Source organism: Bacillus sp. FSL W8-0223 (genome assembly GCF_038006805.1).
Lineage (GTDB): Bacteria > Bacillota > Bacilli > Bacillales > DSM-4216 > Bacillus_O > Bacillus_O smithii.
Genome location: NZ_JBBOVX010000001.1, coordinates 1,736,015 through 1,752,181, shown reverse-complemented (window position 1 = coordinate 1,752,181; position 16,167 = coordinate 1,736,015). Strand labels below are relative to the sequence as shown.

Below are 16,167 nucleotides of genomic sequence, written 5' to 3'. Positions count from 1 at the left end.
GGCGATTCATTTTTACCGTATACAATTTACCAGATTTTTAGGTTTTTCGTTTTGAACACCGGCTATTAAATTCGTTACGGCAAGATCAGCCATTTTCATTCTGGTCGCAGTGCTGGCGCTGCCTATATGCGGAAGGGCGACGACATTCGGTAAAGTTAAAAGGGGATTATCTAAAGATACAGGCTCCTCTTCAAAGACATCTAAACCCGCTCCTGCAATTCCCCCGTTTTTTAAAACGTGATACAAAGCTGTTTCATTCACAATGCCTCCCCTTGCCGTATTGATGAGGATCGCATTCTTTTTCATCAAAGAAAGTTGTTCATAGTCGATTAAATTTTTCGTTTCCGGGGTATAAGGGGTCATAATACAAACGAAATCCGATATTTTCAGAAGCTCTTTAAGCGGAGCATATTGAACGCCTAATTCCTTTTCTTTTTCGTATTTACGCCTTCTGTTAAAATAATAAATTTCCATGTCAAAACCTTTTGCTCTTTTTGCTAAAGCCTCGCCAATCCGCCCTAATCCGATGATGCCTAGAGTGGATCCATATACATCTTGCCCCGTTAATTGCATGAGAGACCATGATTTCCAATTCCCATTTTTTAAATAATCAGATGCCTCGATGAGACGACGTGCTGTTGCGATCAATAGGCCAAACGTTAAATCCGCCGTCGTCTCTGTTAAAACGTCCGGTGTATTAGTGACCATAATACCATGATTGGTTGCGCTGTTAATATCGATATTATTATAACCGACGGCCATATTAGCAATGATTTTAAGCCTTTTTGCTTTTCTTATGAGCGAATCATCTATATTGTCTGTTAACATGCACAATAAACCGTCAATATCTTCTATTTCATTTTTTAAAATCTCATACGGTACAGGGATGTCTTCTTTTTCCCACATTCGCACATCGCAAATAAGACTTAACCGGTTTATGAATGGTTCAGGAATTCTCCTCGTGATATAAACTTTCGGTTTCATTGACTACCTCCATCATTTCATAAAGATGTATCGTAAATTTCACAGCCTTTTTCTTTTAAGGCAATATCCATCCAGCTTCTGTCTACGGTTCCTTCTTCTATGGATTGAAAAAACTCTTTCTCTTTTTGAGACTGTGTTTTTACTTTATTCAGAATCTCTGCCGGGACCACTATGAGACCATCCTCATCTCCTACAATAAGATCTCCCGGTTGACGTTCTTTCGCAAATGAATAGAAAAAATGTTTACTTACTTATTGTTAATTCTGATATTTGTTCTTTTTTCTCTCCCATGCGTCTGAAAATCGTTGCGAGAATGGAATCGGAGATGTTATGCCAGACGCTAAAAATCGCACTAGGCACAGCCGCTATTGGCGAAAAATTAACGGTTGCAATGGCGACACCCAATCCCGAATTTTGCATTCCTACTTCCATCGCCACAGCCTTTTGTTTGGCTAAATCCATTCCGAATAGACGAGCAAGCAAAAATCCCAGCAAAAAGCCGAGCACATTATGCAAGATAACGACAGCAAAAATGAGCGGACCTGTGGTGGCCAGCTTATCGTGACTGTCTGCTACTACACCTGCTACAATCATAACGATCGCAATGGTAGATACTAGCGGCAGCGCCTTTGCACTTGCTTCCGCCTGCTTGCCAAAGAATTTCCTAATGACAAATCCGAGTGCCAATGGAATAATCACCACTTGAATAATAGAGACGAATAATGACCACATATTGATGTCTACCCACTTGCTTGCCAGTAGCAAAATAAGCAACGGAGTAACAATCGGTGCTAGAATGGTTGAAACCGATGCGATCGACACAGCGAGGGCCACATCCCCTCTTGCTAGAAACACCATCACATTCGATGCCGTTCCACTTGGACAGCATCCTACCAAGATGACGCCAACAGCCACTTCCGGCGGCAGATTTAATCCCCAGGCCAATAAGAAAGCCAATCCCGGCATGATAATGTAGTGGCACTAACACCTAACGCTACATATTTTGGCCGACGAAATACTTCTTTAAAATCAGCTGCGGATAATGTGAGTCCCATCCCGAACATGACAATTCCTAACAACGGAACGACATAGGCTCCGATCCATTTGAAATGATCTGGGAAAATATAAGCAATAATGGAAAAAAGAATAACCCAAAACGTAAAGGTTTTCCCTGCAAAAGAACTAATTTTTTCGATAAATAACATGATGATAGCCACCTCATTCTCATTTCTAGTGATTTGATAATTAGCTAGATAGTATGTTATCAGAATTTTTTATATTTTACAATTTTACTATCGATTTCTTCACTTTCGCTTTCTTAATAATAAAAAAACTGTCGCATACAAAGAACGTTTTTAGTTTTTCTGCATGCATCTCCTTTTAATCGATACAAGATTGAGGAAGGTCCAGTACATATTGTAGGTGCCTTCGGATTTATCCATTATCCCCACTTACAATTGATTATTTTAGAACAATAGCTTTATCGCAACGAATGTAGGCTGCAAAATAACTTATCGGCATTCTTCGCATTATCTCTTACGATTATGAATTTCTTTATTCCCCCTATTTTTTCAAATTCTCATTGGCAGACGAAAAACACGTTTTATTGTTCTATCCCTATAACTTTCTTTGAAATGACCGATATAAGCTATAGAAAAAGAAAAAGAAAAGGAGATTTCAACATGAATATTTTTAGAAAGTTATCTTTAAACCAATTTAAAAAACTTTCATTTGCAACAAAATCCATCGTTGCAACCACAGCACTCATCCTATTAGTCGGAACCATACTTATCCTTTCAAGTTTATCCATTCAAAACGAAGTATTGACAAAAGAAATGGAGAAGCAAGCAACGAATATTGCACAACGTTGGGGAAACGAAATTGATCCCTCTCTGGTTGAGAAAGCTGCATACGAAAAAGATTTCAATGGTAAAACCCAAAGAAAATTAACCGCTTTTTTTGACAAAATTTCGAGTGACAATCCAAATGTTGCCCAAGCATATATAATGGGAACCAAACTGAATCAAAAAAATCAATCCGCTATTATTGCGACACCCACAAATATAAAAGAAGGATTACAAAAAAACGGAATCAACGTCGGTGATTTATATGAACAACCGAAAACGATCGCTAAACCGATTAAAGAATTAAATAAAACAAAAAAAATAACCGTTTCGGATGTGTATGAAGACCAATTCGGAACTTGGGTGACCGTGCTCTATCCCATTAAAGACAGTACAGGGAACGTATGGGCGTTCTTTGGAGTAGACGTGGATGCGAGCATGGTGAAGGATGGAACGGAAAAATTTTTGCTTAACTCATTGTTGATTCTGATACCTGCCATTATCGTGATCATTCTTATTCATGTATGGGTTAGTCGCAGAAGCTTCAAACCCTTAAAACAGTTATTAACGGGGATTAACGAAATGAGAAGCGGAAATCTTGATATTCAACTTCCTACCAGAGAAGATGATTTAGGGAAAATGAATGAAGCATTCAATGAAATGGCGTCCGAATTAAAATCAATGATTGGGAAAATGAGACAAACCTCTGATACCTTATTACAATCATCCGAATTAGCATCAAAAGTTACGGAACAATCGAAAGATCACTCTGTCATCATCAGTAATAACATTAAACAAATGATCGATGGGATCCAAGTACAAGAAGTATCAGTGACAGAATCAGCAGGAGCTATCGAACAAATCGCGACTGAAATCAACACGATCGCACAATCAGCTCAAGATGTTTCTACCGTATCTAAACGTATGGAAGATTACGCAATAAATGGTCTAGACGCAATCAATGAAGTCATTTCACAAATGAGAATCATTAATGACACTGTAAAACAATCCAGTCATGTGATCACTTCGCTACAAAAACGTTCAAACGAAATTACCGGTATTCTCGAAGTCATTACCAATATTTCAAGCCAAACGAATTTATTAGCTCTTAACGCTGCGATTGAAGCGGCTCGCGCAGGCGAACACGGTAAAGGGTTTGCGGTCGTAGCGGAAGAGGTCAGAAAGTTGGCGGAAGAGTCTAACCATTCTACTGAGAAAATTGCCAAAATCATTGAGGAGATCCAAAATGAAACCAACAACGCTGTTTCCGCTATGGAGCATGGAACAGCTGAAGCAGAAAAAGGAACCGAAATTGCTCAAACAACCGGAGAACTTTTCTTTAAAATTAAAGAGATTGCAAACCAAATTTCTAGTCAAATCGAAGGTGTTTCAGTCGCATCTCAAGAGATTTCTGCCGGAACAGAAGAAGTTACGGCATCTGTCAAAGACCTTGAAGCAATTGCACAAAATAACTCAAACTTCACTCGTGAAATAGAAGAAAGCACTGGACAACAATTAGAATCCATCAATCAATTATACGAAGCTTCTAGAGAATTAAATGAGTTAGCACACGATTTGCAATCCATGATTACTAAATTTAAAGCATAATCGAGTAGGAGGGAGCGATTAACTCCCGTCCTCTCACACCACCGTACGTACGGTTCCGTATACGGCGGTTCAATTAAGATAATTGACGCAAGTCTTTATAACTTCCGTGAATAGCTGTTCTCTTTATGCCAGTGGTCACTCCACCCTCCAAGAGGTCTCCCACGGGATTCACCGCTTCCTCCCTCAAGTGAGGTACTACGTTTTCTGTGTTCATCATGACTCACTGAATACCAAGGGCTATTCTCTCTTAATTGTTCGGTCCTTCTTAGTTGTTCTAGACCAACTAATACTATGACCTCTGCTGACTTCTGACGGTTCAGCTACTTATCACTAAGTAGGTTATGAAGAGTACTTCACATATCCGCCAGACCTCCCCGGGTAAGTACATGCACTTTCACACCATCTATCCGCCTCATTTACTCGATATGACCTTCGACAGAAAGAGCTTTGTTTTGTTATGCAAACTCACTCCATCATACCTAGCCTTATATGAGGTTCGTGTTCCTCGGACCGGTGTTTTGCCTCCAGCTTCCTTCAGATTCCGCGTCACCACGGACACCCTTGCTCTTGGCTAACCTCTACTTCTGTCTTCGGGGTTCGGGACTTACACCCTATAGTTCATGTACATGCCGGGCGCACATAAAAAACCGATATGCATATCCCCTATCGGTTTTTCGCTTCATTTGGATTCTTTTCCATTCATTATCTCTACAATATCATACTAGAAATAGAGATTTCTGATAAATATTCATGTGTTCCTTCAAAAAGGTTATATATTTGTCTACTTCTTCCATTGTCGTATATGGTGAAATGGAGAAGAATTTGTGTGCATAAACAGGTAGCCTTTTGGTCTTATCACGAACAGGAATTAATCTTTGTTTGGATGTATTGCCAAAATAGATCCTGTCTCTGTCGGCGCCGATTAATTCAGCAAATCCACTATTAAATTCATTAATGGCCACTACTTCGTCTTTTGTTAATTTCCCTCCTAGTTCTTCTTTCCAAAGAACTTTGTTCGGATAAAATCTAAAAGTTGTCACTGGCGCTATTTCGTTTGTCACAGCTACATTGGCAAACTCTCTTAGCAAAGATTCTCTAAAAGCTATGTTCACACGAATATAGTTGGCCAACAGTGACTGGTAGCCTTCAATCCCCATCGATAACAGTGAAGCATATATAGTAATGGCACTACCCATACGAGAACATTCCAGCGTGTAGCTTGTATGATAACTTCCATACCCTCTATTGCCGACATAAGGCGTTTCAGAAGCATCTAAGTCTACAAACCTTAAATCTTCCCTGTTTTTTAACAGAAATAAACTTGATATGTAAGGGGTTTGGCCCATTTTATGAAAATCAAAGACCATACTGTCCGCTAAATGTATACTTTTTAATTTTTGTTGGTATCTTTTTAAAACTAAAGAAACACGATCTTCGAATTTTAATGGATTCTTCACAAAATCATATTCATTAAAGAATGTGTACATAGCCCCCATAGCAGAGTCGGCATGGATATAAATGGGTTTTAAGTTGTATTTTTGCTCTAATTCGCTAGTGATGGCCTTTATACCTTCAATATCGTCTATACCAAAGGTGTCTGTTGTACCCATAGTCGCGAGGACATAAACCGGTATTCCACCTTCAGAGATCCCTTGTTCCATTTTGAGCTTCAAATCTTCTAAATTCATGGAATGGTCATCATTTACCTTCACACGAATCATGTTGTTGACACCTATACCTGTTGCTTCTGCTGCTTTATAAAGACTGTAATGAGATAATTCGGAGCAGAAACAAAATATGTTTTTAGGAACCCCTTCTTTATTCGATTCCGGAAATTGCCGAGAAATCGCGATTCGTAATGAATGAAAGACCGCTCCTTGTCCTCCCCACGTTGCGTATCCGGCACTTGTATTTTCGTCATACCCTACCATTTTGGACAGCATGCTCGTCACCATAACTTCCGCTTTAGCTGCACCTGAACCCTCTACATCCCAAAGGGCATTTCCATTTAGCAGAACCATGACTAAGTTGCCTAAAATACTGGCTATATTTGGCAGTGGTGATACATTTGCTACATAATTGCTATTCACAAAACGGTGACCTTTTGCCAGATCAATCAGTTCCGTAATCGTTACTTCCATTGGCAATCCTTTTTTCGGTACATTGGCCTCTTTGATCACACGATTATAATAATCTTTTGTGTAATTGGGCATTTCTCCTAAAGTTAATTTGGAAGGATCTTTTAATTCATCGATTTTAGTAAAAATAGTATTGATATATTCTAAAATTTTTTTTCGTTGTTCCTCATTTCCATCAGCACTAGGAAATAATTGTTGCAGTTGATTCATGTTAGTCATTTGCAAATCCTCCGATTGTCCATTCATAATGTTAGTATCAGCGATCTATGGCGAATAACCTCGATTCAAAAACGCTCTCCCGCTCTTGTTACCAGCTGCTTGCCTGAATATGTCTCAATCTAAGAGCTGACAGCCGGTTTTAATCTCCCCTTTTCTTCATTATCCTTTTGCTTTTAGATAGCCCAATCCTTAATTTTTTAAGAAAGGGTTTGAATGAAAAAGAGGGGAGTTTTAGATTTAAAATTAGATTCGAAGCTGTCCTTTAAACCGTATGGCGCCACATTCTTTTTATCGGCTAGAAAAATAAAGAATTTAGATGGCAAAATAAATGGAATCTTAACTGCTTTAAGAAATGCATATTTCATATAGACATACAAACAGCCCCCATTCAAATGGAGGCTTCCGCACAATTATGATTAAATCAGCGATTTTTTCAGATTTCGCAAATAACGCGAGCGAATGATTAAGAAATAGATGACTTGGGCGATGAAAAAACATGCTAATACGATGATCATTTCTCTAGCAATGGATAAGATATAAAAACTTTGCAAAGCCATAAAAGCGAAGGCGCTATGAATACAGGCGACGACAATGGGGACAAAGAACAGCAGCGCCATTTGACGAGTGACGATTTGATTCAATTCTTGGTCGGTCAAACCGACTTTTTTAATGGTTAAATATTGTCGTCTGTCATAGTCCAAATCACTGTACAAACGGAAATATAAAAAGCTTCCTGCCGCGACGAAAAAGACTGTTCCAATCAATAAAGCTACAAATAGCATCGTTTTGTACATACTCATCTGGTTGGCATAAATAGTACCGCTGACCATCATGGAGTAAGGCCCTTTTTCATCAGGAATGGCGAAACCGTTGTTTACTAAACGATCGGCAATTCCTTCCGTTTTTTCAAACCGCTTTGTGTAATAGCCTGTGAAAGTTTCCCACTTAACAGGTTTGATTTTAGGATATAACTCATCGCTGACAACCAAGCCTTCATGAAAAAACTGAAAAGGAAAAACCGCATTTTTCGTGTACGTTAAATCTTTCCATGTTAAATTTTGCTGCGGGATCGCATATGTTTTCGTTTTCGGCTTGATTCGAAAAGAAGTTGATGATGACAAAGAGCGTGCTTTGTTCCCAGCCAGCGGTTTTTCTCGAACATCCAGCCCTGCCAACTTAGACAATTTTTTATATTGTGAAAAAGAAAGAACCGGTAACAGCTGCTCCGTTGAACGTGAAGACGATGTTTGATCAAAAGTCTTCATTTTTACGATTTTGACTGGCAATTGAAATTTTTTGTAGTGTAGATGCTTCTTTTGAAAATCCTTTTCGATCTGCTGTAAATGCTGTTGATGCACTGGTGATCGATCCAATGCAAGATAGCTGACGGCAACGGGATTATCTTTTTGAAATTGGCGATTCATTACATTCATGGATGCGAGTGTCCCAATTGCGCAAAATGCCACAGTGGAAACGATGGTGACCATAAAAAACATGCGGGCATTGTCTTTTAAACGATAAGCTAAACTTGAAATCGTAATAATATTCGTTTTTTTCCAAAAGAAAGATCGATTCTTTTGCAATAATTTTGTAATAAAAACAGAAAGTTGTGTGTAGAAAAAATAAGTTCCGACAATAGTCATTCCAATGACCGGCAATATTCGAGACATCATGTTTCCTATCGTTGTCGTTGCGGCCAAGTAATAACTAACCGTTAAAAGAATAGCTGCGAATAGCGATAAAAGTTTGGATACTTTTGGTTCTTTTTTCGGCTTTTCTCCTGCTTGGAATAGATCAATCAGTTTGTTGACTTGAACGAGTATGGTAGTGAATAAGGAAATACAGAAAAATAAAACGAAAAAGGCTCCAATCGTCAAGAACAATGCTTTTGGAGAAACGTAAAACGGCAAAGATTCCATTCCAAACATATTCGATCCAATCATTAAAAACAATTTTCCAGTAATGAGGCCAATAATAATTCCTGTAATGATCGCGCCGATTCCAATCAGCATATTTTCCAGAAAAACCATAGAAACCAATTGTCCCTTTGTCATCCCGTGCATCATCAAAATTCCAAATTCTTTTTTACGGGATTTTAGAAAGGTACTGACAGAATAAAGTACAAATAAGAAAGAAAATACGTACATGATCATTTCCGCTGCTTTCATTAATTCCACCGCCGTTATGGCAGTGACGCCTTTTTTGATTCCAGGATGAAAAATAAACAAAGCATACACAAAGAAGATCAAAACAGAAAAGGCGCTGCTGAAAAAATAAGCGGCATACGTTCTTTTGTTTCGGGTGACATTTCTATAGACGAACTGTGGAAAGTTCACGACTGTCCCCCCCTAATAAAGAAAGCATATCGATAATTTTTTGGAAAAAAGTTTGGCGGTTATCGCCGCGGTAAATTTCATTATAAAGTTGTCCATCTTTAATAAAAATCACGCGATGACAATAGCTGGCGGCCACAGCATCATGCGTCACCATCAAACAAGTAGCGCCATCCTGTTCATTGATCTTTGTCAGCATTTCCATTACATCTTTGGAAGACTTCGAATCTAAGTTTCCTGTCGGTTCATCAGCCAAAATCAAAGAAGGTTTGTGAATGATGGCACGGGCAATCGCTGTTCGCTGTTGTTGACCACCTGATATTTCATACGTTCTCTTCTTTAAAATAGATTGGATTCCTAGTTTCTCACTAACGACCTCAAGTCTTTTTTTCATTTCACGTACACTGACGCCGTCAAGGGTTAGCGGCAATACTATGTTTTCCTCCACAGTTAAAGTATCGAGCAAGTTAAAGTGTTGGAACACAAAACCAAGCTCATGTCTTCGAAACAGCGCCGTCTCCTTTCGACTTAAAGTGTGGGGGTTTTTCCCATTAATGAAAATTTCACCCGCTGTAGGGCGATCAATGGTGGCGATCACATTTAAAAGAGTGGTTTTCCCGCTTCCAGATGGCCCCATAATGCCAACAAATTCGCCTTTTTCAACAGAAAAATGAATGTTATTTAACGCTTTATAGGCTACTTTGCCCTCATAAATTTTTTCTAAATGTTTCACTTCTAAAATCGACATTTCGAATGCACTCCCTGATCATTGGTATCTTCATTTTATCGAGAAACCCGCTTCCTCACCATTTCGTAAGATTACAGTTGACTTACAGTTTTGTAAGGTTTCTGATTGCTAGAAGAGAATTCGAACCGTCGTTCCTTGACCCACTTTCGATTCTATTTCAATACGGTGGCCCAATTTTTCACAAATTTGTTTCGCTAAATGGAGACCCATTCCCGTGGATTCTTGGAAATGACGACCATTTTCGCCAGTGAAATATGGTTCGAAAACACGGGGCAAATCGCTTTCGGGTATTCCCACCCCTTCATCTTGTATTTCCAAAATGATATGACGGCCCTGTTTCAATCCGCGAAAATATACTTTTCGATTTTCATGAATCGTATATTTTACAGCATTTGTGATCAGTTGTGTCAAAACAAAAGACAGCCATTTTTCATCAGTGATTATAGTCAAGTTTTCAGGGATTTCTATCGAAGGAAAAACGTGTTTTCGAATAAAAAGACGTTTTTGACTGGATGTAACTGAACGGACCATTTTTTCCAATTGAATCGTTTCTACATAAAAATCGTGTTCAAATAAATCTAAACGAGCCGTGTATAAAACCATTTCCAATCCTTTTTTTAAACGATCGAGCTCATCACCAATGGCCCGAAAACGAACATCATCCTCATCTTGAATAATTAAATGAATAACGGATATAGGAGTCTTCATTTGATGTACCCATTGATGAATAAATTGTACATGATCTTCCAGCTTATATTTATAGTTATGTAAATCTCTTTTATAATGATCGAATTGGCTGATGAGAAGTTGATGTAAACTTTCAGATAGAGGGGATCGCTGCCATTCGCTCGTAAAATCTTCCATTGAAGTCAACGGCTTTTCTAATCGTTGATAAAAAGAACGATTCATCCAATATCGGTAGCAAAGATAGGCGATCAAAAGACAAGTACTGAGAAAGATCGCATATAAACTAATCGTCAAATGATGATAACCATCCAGCCAGTAAATGGACGTCACCACGAACAATTGAACGAAGTAAAGAAAAAAGAGCGGCAGTTGATCTCGTATAAAAAGCTTCATTTTTTCGTCTCCCAGTTTGGCATGAATCGATATCCTTGGCCTCGAATGGTTTCGATCGCATCATGAATCTGTAATAAAGCTAATTTTTTCCGGACCCGTGTGACATACACATTTAAAGTGTTGTCGTCCACAAACGCTTGATCATCCCAAATTTTTTCTAATAGTCGATCACGGCTCACGACTTTCTCTGCTTTTTTCATCAATTCATCCAATATTTTGGCTTCCGTGAGACTTAGATCAATAGTTTGATCCTCTAAAGAAAGCAACAAACGTTCCAGATCCAGCTTTAAACCCGACACAATCACCATTCGTTCATTGTTAGAATGGGCATACGGCCCATAGGCGCGTCTTAATTGACTATTGATTTTAGCCGTCACAATTTCATAATCAAAGGGCTTTGTAATATAATCATCCGCTCCATTTTCCAGTGCCATGACTTGGTCCATCTTGCTGTCGCGTGCAGAAATAAATAAGATGGGACAAGTGGAAATGGTGCGAATTTGACGGCACCAATAATACCCGTCAAATTTAGGCAGGTTCACATCTAAAAGAACAAGATGTGGATCATATTGTTCAAATTGAGCTTTGACTGTTTCAAAATTTTCTATTGATTTTGTATCAAAGTTGAATTTATGTAGATGCTTTTCAAGTAGACGAACCAGTTGGATGTCATCTTCTACAATCAATATTTTAAACATGAAAACCCCCCTTTTTCCCTACTATGATTGTATCAAAATGTCAAAAACGAATGAAAATGGAAATCGATTGTCTGGTTTTCTTAGTAGCAAATTAAGGTATAATAAATCGTTATCTATAGTAAAAAATTACTTGTCAAATGATTGAATACTACACTTACCTCTTGACTAGCCATCATCCTTCCATGATCAATTTTTTGTGAAAAAAATATGGTTTTATCCATTTAAATAAAGGATTGCTTAAATTGTAAAAAAATATAAAAATAGGTTTGAAGGGAGGGTTTTGTTTTTTAGTAACGGATGGCTGAAATGGAATAAGGATGTTTTTTCACAACAACTGAGAAGAACGTCTTTAAGAAGGAATTATTTTTGATCAAAAGTTATTACGACACACCAAGCTACTACTTCTGGTGTCATTTTTTCATCAAAAAGGGGAAATCGTTGAGAAGGCAACAAGCAGTATATCGATTCAGGTCATGTCGATGGAATTGGTATGACGAATCTTCGAGAAACGCCTAAAGAACTATTCCTCCATAAAAGTAAAAACACTTCACCATAAAGATTGAAGTGTTTTAAAAAAAACTTAATAAGTTTCTTATGCCCAATTTTCAAAAAGGTCACCGTATTTTGCTTTGCGTTTATACACTACGGCTCCGACTTGTTCCTTACCTTTAACGGGTGCCACTGCCTTTACTCCAACAACAGGCTCGCCAAGTTTATATGAATCCTTGGCAGAAACCTTTCTTTTCACTGCTGGATTAATAAACCTTGTCATTCAGAAGCACCTCCAAAAAGATAATGGATTGTTTTCATCAATTCATAGTTTGCAAGAAATTGGGATCCTATTTCATCATCAGTTAAAAAGGTTGACCCGGAAATAGTTACAGTTATAACCAATTCATTACCTATAGGATAGCATATTAAATAAGTTTTAAACAAGTGATCTTTTGTTAAGAGGACCAATTCTTCCCCTTTTAAAAAGCTATCGATAACCAGAATCCTATCTTCGTCCTCTTCTTTTTTCCCATCGTTTATTGTAAAAGGATAAAAATCGACTCGTCCTACTTTTCCTGCAACATGTCTTAATCCATCATTACCTTCTTTTTTCCACACGCCTACTCCGTCTATACTGAATAGTGGATGAATAGCATATACACTTCGAAGTGCATCAGACAAGTAATCGTAGATTTTGGTCTCATCAGAATGAATAAGTTCTTTGGTTAATTTAAGGGTAAAAAGAGCCACTGCGTCCCGCTCTTTTTGTCTTAATTTTGCTTCTTCTAAAAGTATAGCCGGGTCTTCATAAGGTCCCTGTTCTTGAATTTTTCGTTTTATATGACTGCAAGCTACATTTACTGCAGCAGCAAAATTTTGTTTTTCTCGCACTTCATATTTCAAAGGAGAAATTCCAATTAAATCTGTAGGCAGGCGATAACCTTCGATTTCTGTTTCGTTTAAAACTTTAGGTACTGTATTCGGAATCAAGTAAAAAACCCGTCCTCTTCTTAACCTTCCCCAAAAAAGACCCATTTCAAACAATGTATTATCTCGTGTCATGACAGCCGTTGTACCCCGTATATTTACGATATCGTCTGGGGAGAATATGAAAACAGCAAAGTCATTTTGATCTAATTGCGCTTCGAGATCTTCCATTGTGTAATTTAAAGGATTGAAAGCTCCAGCAGACCAAGGAGTAACTTCTGCAACATAACTAAGTGCTTCATGTACAGCATTTACATAATCAATTGACTCTCTTGCAGATCCAATAAAAACTCTAGGTTTATTTTGTGCCATAATGCCTCCAAACCATTTAGTTAGTTTAGATTTTCGCTAAATTGATAAGTATGGGTTTAATTCTTATCGGTCTGTAAGATATTTCCTCCTATATCATATTATATTTCTTCTTATTTCATAAATTATTTTGTTTTGACAGGAAAAAGCCGCAATTAGCAAGCTTGGCTTTTTCATCCAATCCTCTTCACTTTTTACATAGAGCATAAGGAATAACAACACAATGAGCAAGATACGTGGGATTTAATCAGCTTTGTGTTACTATATGGTGGAATCCAATAATATGAGGTGTTCAATATGAAAATTGAAGTATGGTCTGACTACGTTTGTCCATTTTGCTATATAGGAAAACATCGATTAGAAATGGCCTTATCGCAATTTCCGCATAAAGATCAAGTAGAAATTGAATTCAAAAGCTTTGAGTTGGATCCGAATGCACCAAAAAACAGTGGAAAAAGCATACATGAAGCCATTGCAGAAAAATATGGAATGAGTATCGAACAAGCGAAACAAACCAATCAAGGTATAGGCCAACAAGCCGCCAGCGTTGGACTTTCTTTCGATTTTGATCGAATGAAGCCGACGAATACTTTCGACGCTCATCGTTTAGTAAAATTTGCAAAAACTCAAGGGAAAGAAGCGGACATTTCCGAAAAACTCTTTCGGGCTTACTTCACGGAAGGCAAGCATATTGGGGATCACGAAACATTAGCCGATATCGCCGAAGCAGCCGGGCTAGATCGCAAGCAAGCTTTAGACGTTCTTCACGATCAAAATGCTTATGCCAATGATGTCCGCATAGACGAAGCCATAGCGCAGCAATATGGCATTAGAGGTGTTCCATTCTTTCTCATCAACCAAAAATATGCCATTTCTGGTGCTCAACCATTGGAAACCTTTGTTGGTGCTCTGCAAAAAGTATGGCAAGAAGAATCCGCTTCCCCTGCCTTTGAAGACCTTTCAACGGAAGATAATGTAAGCTGTGCTGATGGAAGCTGCGCCATTCCTGAAACAAAATAGAACGAACCAAAGTATCAAATAAAATCTATACAAAGCCAGATTCTTTACTTAAAGTTCCACTTGTCCATTAAATAAAGATCATTTATTTCAGCAACCTTATTCCGGTACTTTTATCGGGGTAAGGTTGTTCATTATTCTTAGGTTATTCCATAATATGAATGGTAGAGAATGAAACAGGAGGAAAGAAATGAATCATAAACCGCTGAATTTTTTGAAATACTTTTTGCAATGGGATCCTTCTATTCCTGTCCCGAAATTGCAAATTTTTTCAAGTGCTTTAGGAATGGCTTTGCCGATTATTGTCGGTGCGTTAATCGGCCATGTAGAAACGGGATTCATCGTTGCTCTAGGCAGTCTTTTTATGAACCCTCCAAATGTGGATCATTCGTTAAAGGAAGAAGTTTTAAACTATGTGCAGATCATCGTCGCAGGATTTATTGTCATTAGTTTAGGAGTATTTATTGGAAATCATCATTCGCTATCAGCTAGTATCTTTTTGGTGTTTGTGAACGGATTAGTTTCTCTAGTAGGCGGCCTGAATCGTACGTTCGCTGTGAACAGCATGCGTTTTACTATTTTATCTATGATCGGTGCAGGTATATCCCCGCCCACACAGATCAGCCCATTGCTGATAGGTTTGTTTTTTTCTTTAGGTTCAATATGGGCTGTATTTCTATTTCTCTGTTTTTCTGTTTCTTATCGGTTTTTTATAAAAAAGAAACCGTTTAGCAAATCATTATCCAACAATCCCTCCAATGTTGATTTTTTTACGCAATGTAAATACTGGCTAATCAGATTGAAAACATCTCGGGCTTGGCTCTATACGATCCGTGTCGTTTTGTGTTTGAGCGTAGCACAAGTGATTCAATTATATTTAAAGAATCCACATGCCTATTGGATCAGTCTGACTGTTGTTTTGGTGCTCCAAAGAAAAACGTCTATCGGTCCTTCTAGAATTTATCAACGCGCTCTTGGAACTTTTTTCGGCGTTCTGATTGGTGGCGCCATTTTAATATTTCCGTTGTCCTTTTTGTGGATCGTTGTCATAGTGGCGTTCATCGGTGGAATTCGCAGTTATTTAAAGACTCAAAATTATGTATTTTATTCAATGGCGATGGTACCTTTGCTTTTTATTTTGCTTGGCAAAGGAAAGCACATTTCTTTTGATTTAATGATCGATCGTCTGGTGTACACTTTTGCCGGCTGTATTATTGCTCTTGTTTTCGGCTACTTCCTTTGGACCGCTCCGGAAAAACAAAAATACATTTAAGAAGATCATTTACGATGAATTTTGAATTTCAGTCCGTTCACAACAATATGCTTTTTAGGATATAAATAAAAGGATGTTTAGGCAACGATTCCAAAACACACTTTCTGTGTACCTGCCATCCGAAAGAGTAACCCCCTCATTATTGATCAACGCTTCATGAAGAGATGTTTAACCGTTATCTTTCTTTACTAGTCCTACATTTTATTAGGATTGTAAATACACTATCCCCTTACGATCTGCTGTGACGAGTGAATAGGTCAAGTTCGCTTTTTTTAAAAGGAAAACGAAATTTTTTACGAAATTTTTTATAGTAAATCCCTTAAGATCGATTGAGCGTTTTTCCTCCATCCATTTTTATGACTTAAATCACTTTCCTATACTATTTTACGATAATAGAAACCTTCTGTTCAGATAATGATAAATATGACATTCTTTTA

At 37.9% G+C, this 16,167-nt stretch carries 12 protein-coding genes and 2 pseudogenes; 4 read left to right on the top strand and 10 right to left on the bottom strand.

The window, feature by feature from the left end:
- Positions 1-12 precede the first annotated feature (12 nt).
- From NST81_RS08575 to NST81_RS08565, 3 genes and pseudogenes are all read right to left on the bottom strand, one after another.
- Positions 13-984 carry a 2-hydroxyacid dehydrogenase gene (locus NST81_RS08575; RefSeq protein WP_328203834.1) on the bottom strand — a complete coding sequence of 324 codons (972 nt, stop codon included), beginning with the start codon at positions 982-984 and terminating at the stop codon, positions 13-15.
- Between the two features lie 17 nt (positions 985-1,001).
- Positions 1,002-1,154, bottom strand: a complete 153-nt coding sequence (locus NST81_RS08570) for a hypothetical protein (protein ID WP_328203836.1) — start codon at positions 1,152-1,154, stop codon at positions 1,002-1,004.
- A 73-nt stretch (positions 1,155-1,227) separates the two neighbouring features.
- Positions 1,228-2,189, bottom strand: a pseudogene (locus tag NST81_RS08565) (bile acid:sodium symporter family protein).
- Between the two features lie 339 nt (positions 2,190-2,528).
- Between NST81_RS08565 and NST81_RS17615 the strand changes: the two are divergent.
- Together NST81_RS17615 and NST81_RS17610 are read left to right on the top strand one after the other, a co-directional pair.
- A pseudogene (locus NST81_RS17615) lies at positions 2,529-3,494 on the top strand (HAMP domain-containing protein); the annotation flags it as partial.
- The gene (locus tag NST81_RS17610) at positions 3,468-4,436 is read left to right on the top strand and encodes a methyl-accepting chemotaxis protein (RefSeq protein ID WP_371836631.1); all 969 of its coding nucleotides are present in this window, start codon (positions 3,468-3,470) and stop codon (positions 4,434-4,436) included. The pseudogene NST81_RS17615 and the gene NST81_RS17610, both read left to right, overlap by 27 nt.
- 716 nt (positions 4,437-5,152) lie before the next feature.
- On the opposite strand, the gene NST81_RS08555 is transcribed toward NST81_RS17610, so the two are convergent.
- From NST81_RS08555 to NST81_RS08525, 7 genes are all read right to left on the bottom strand, one after another.
- Positions 5,153-6,784 (bottom strand): pyridoxal phosphate-dependent decarboxylase family protein, encoded by a 1,632-nt coding sequence (locus NST81_RS08555; protein ID WP_328203085.1) that lies wholly within the window; start codon positions 6,782-6,784, stop codon positions 5,153-5,155.
- 425 nt (positions 6,785-7,209) lie between these two features.
- Complete coding sequence (locus NST81_RS08550; RefSeq protein WP_328203076.1) at positions 7,210-9,129, bottom strand: ABC transporter permease; 1,920 nt, start codon at positions 9,127-9,129, stop codon at positions 7,210-7,212.
- Positions 9,104-9,874 carry an ABC transporter ATP-binding protein gene (locus NST81_RS08545; RefSeq protein ID WP_270583793.1) on the bottom strand — a complete coding sequence of 257 codons (771 nt, stop codon included), beginning with the start codon at positions 9,872-9,874 and terminating at the stop codon, positions 9,104-9,106. The genes NST81_RS08550 and NST81_RS08545 overlap by 26 nt, the downstream gene beginning before the upstream one ends.
- Positions 9,875-9,982: 108 nt before the next feature.
- The gene (locus tag NST81_RS08540) at positions 9,983-10,954 is read right to left on the bottom strand and encodes a HAMP domain-containing histidine kinase (protein ID WP_341029380.1); all 972 of its coding nucleotides are present in this window, start codon (positions 10,952-10,954) and stop codon (positions 9,983-9,985) included.
- Complete coding sequence (locus NST81_RS08535; RefSeq protein ID WP_270583792.1) at positions 10,951-11,652, bottom strand: response regulator transcription factor; 702 nt, start codon at positions 11,650-11,652, stop codon at positions 10,951-10,953. Before NST81_RS08535 ends, NST81_RS08540 begins: the two co-directional genes overlap by 4 nt.
- A 592-nt stretch (positions 11,653-12,244) precedes the next feature.
- Complete coding sequence (locus NST81_RS08530) at positions 12,245-12,424, bottom strand: hypothetical protein (RefSeq protein WP_003352877.1); 180 nt, start codon at positions 12,422-12,424, stop codon at positions 12,245-12,247.
- Complete coding sequence (locus tag NST81_RS08525) at positions 12,421-13,443, bottom strand: nucleotide-binding protein (RefSeq protein WP_328203069.1); 1,023 nt, start codon at positions 13,441-13,443, stop codon at positions 12,421-12,423. Before NST81_RS08525 ends, NST81_RS08530 begins: the two co-directional genes overlap by 4 nt.
- Before the next feature lie 294 nt (positions 13,444-13,737).
- On the opposite strand from NST81_RS08525, the gene NST81_RS08520 reads away from it, so the two are divergent.
- On the top strand, positions 13,738-14,460 hold the full coding sequence (locus NST81_RS08520) for a DsbA family oxidoreductase (protein WP_003352875.1): 723 nt from the start codon (positions 13,738-13,740) through the stop codon (positions 14,458-14,460).
- 187 nt (positions 14,461-14,647) lie between these two features.
- Positions 14,648-15,730 (top strand): FUSC family protein, encoded by a 1,083-nt coding sequence (locus NST81_RS08515; RefSeq protein ID WP_328203066.1) that lies wholly within the window; start codon positions 14,648-14,650, stop codon positions 15,728-15,730.
- The last annotated feature ends 437 nt before the right edge of the window (positions 15,731-16,167 follow it).

What these genes read in the sequence shown, in the direction of transcription:
- NST81_RS08525 (WP_328203069.1), bottom strand. Translation starts at nt 13,443, where the DNA reads ATGGCACAAAATAAACCTAGAGTTTTTATTGGATCTGCAAGAGAGTCA.
- NST81_RS17610 (WP_371836631.1), top strand. Translation starts at nt 3,468, where the DNA reads ATGAATGAAGCATTCAATGAAATGGCGTCCGAATTAAAATCAATGATT.
- NST81_RS08515 (WP_328203066.1), top strand. Translation starts at nt 14,648, where the DNA reads ATGAATCATAAACCGCTGAATTTTTTGAAATACTTTTTGCAATGGGAT.
- NST81_RS08575 (WP_328203834.1), bottom strand. Translation starts at nt 984, where the DNA reads ATGAAACCGAAAGTTTATATCACGAGGAGAATTCCTGAACCATTCATA.
- NST81_RS08555 (WP_328203085.1), bottom strand. Translation starts at nt 6,784, where the DNA reads ATGAATCAACTGCAACAATTATTTCCTAGTGCTGATGGAAATGAGGAA.
- NST81_RS08520 (WP_003352875.1), top strand. Translation starts at nt 13,738, where the DNA reads ATGAAAATTGAAGTATGGTCTGACTACGTTTGTCCATTTTGCTATATA.
- NST81_RS08530 (WP_003352877.1), bottom strand. Translation starts at nt 12,424, where the DNA reads ATGACAAGGTTTATTAATCCAGCAGTGAAAAGAAAGGTTTCTGCCAAG.
- NST81_RS08540 (WP_341029380.1), bottom strand. Translation starts at nt 10,954, where the DNA reads ATGAAGCTTTTTATACGAGATCAACTGCCGCTCTTTTTTCTTTACTTC.
- NST81_RS08545 (WP_270583793.1), bottom strand. Translation starts at nt 9,874, where the DNA reads ATGTCGATTTTAGAAGTGAAACATTTAGAAAAAATTTATGAGGGCAAA.
- NST81_RS08535 (WP_270583792.1), bottom strand. Translation starts at nt 11,652, where the DNA reads ATGTTTAAAATATTGATTGTAGAAGATGACATCCAACTGGTTCGTCTA.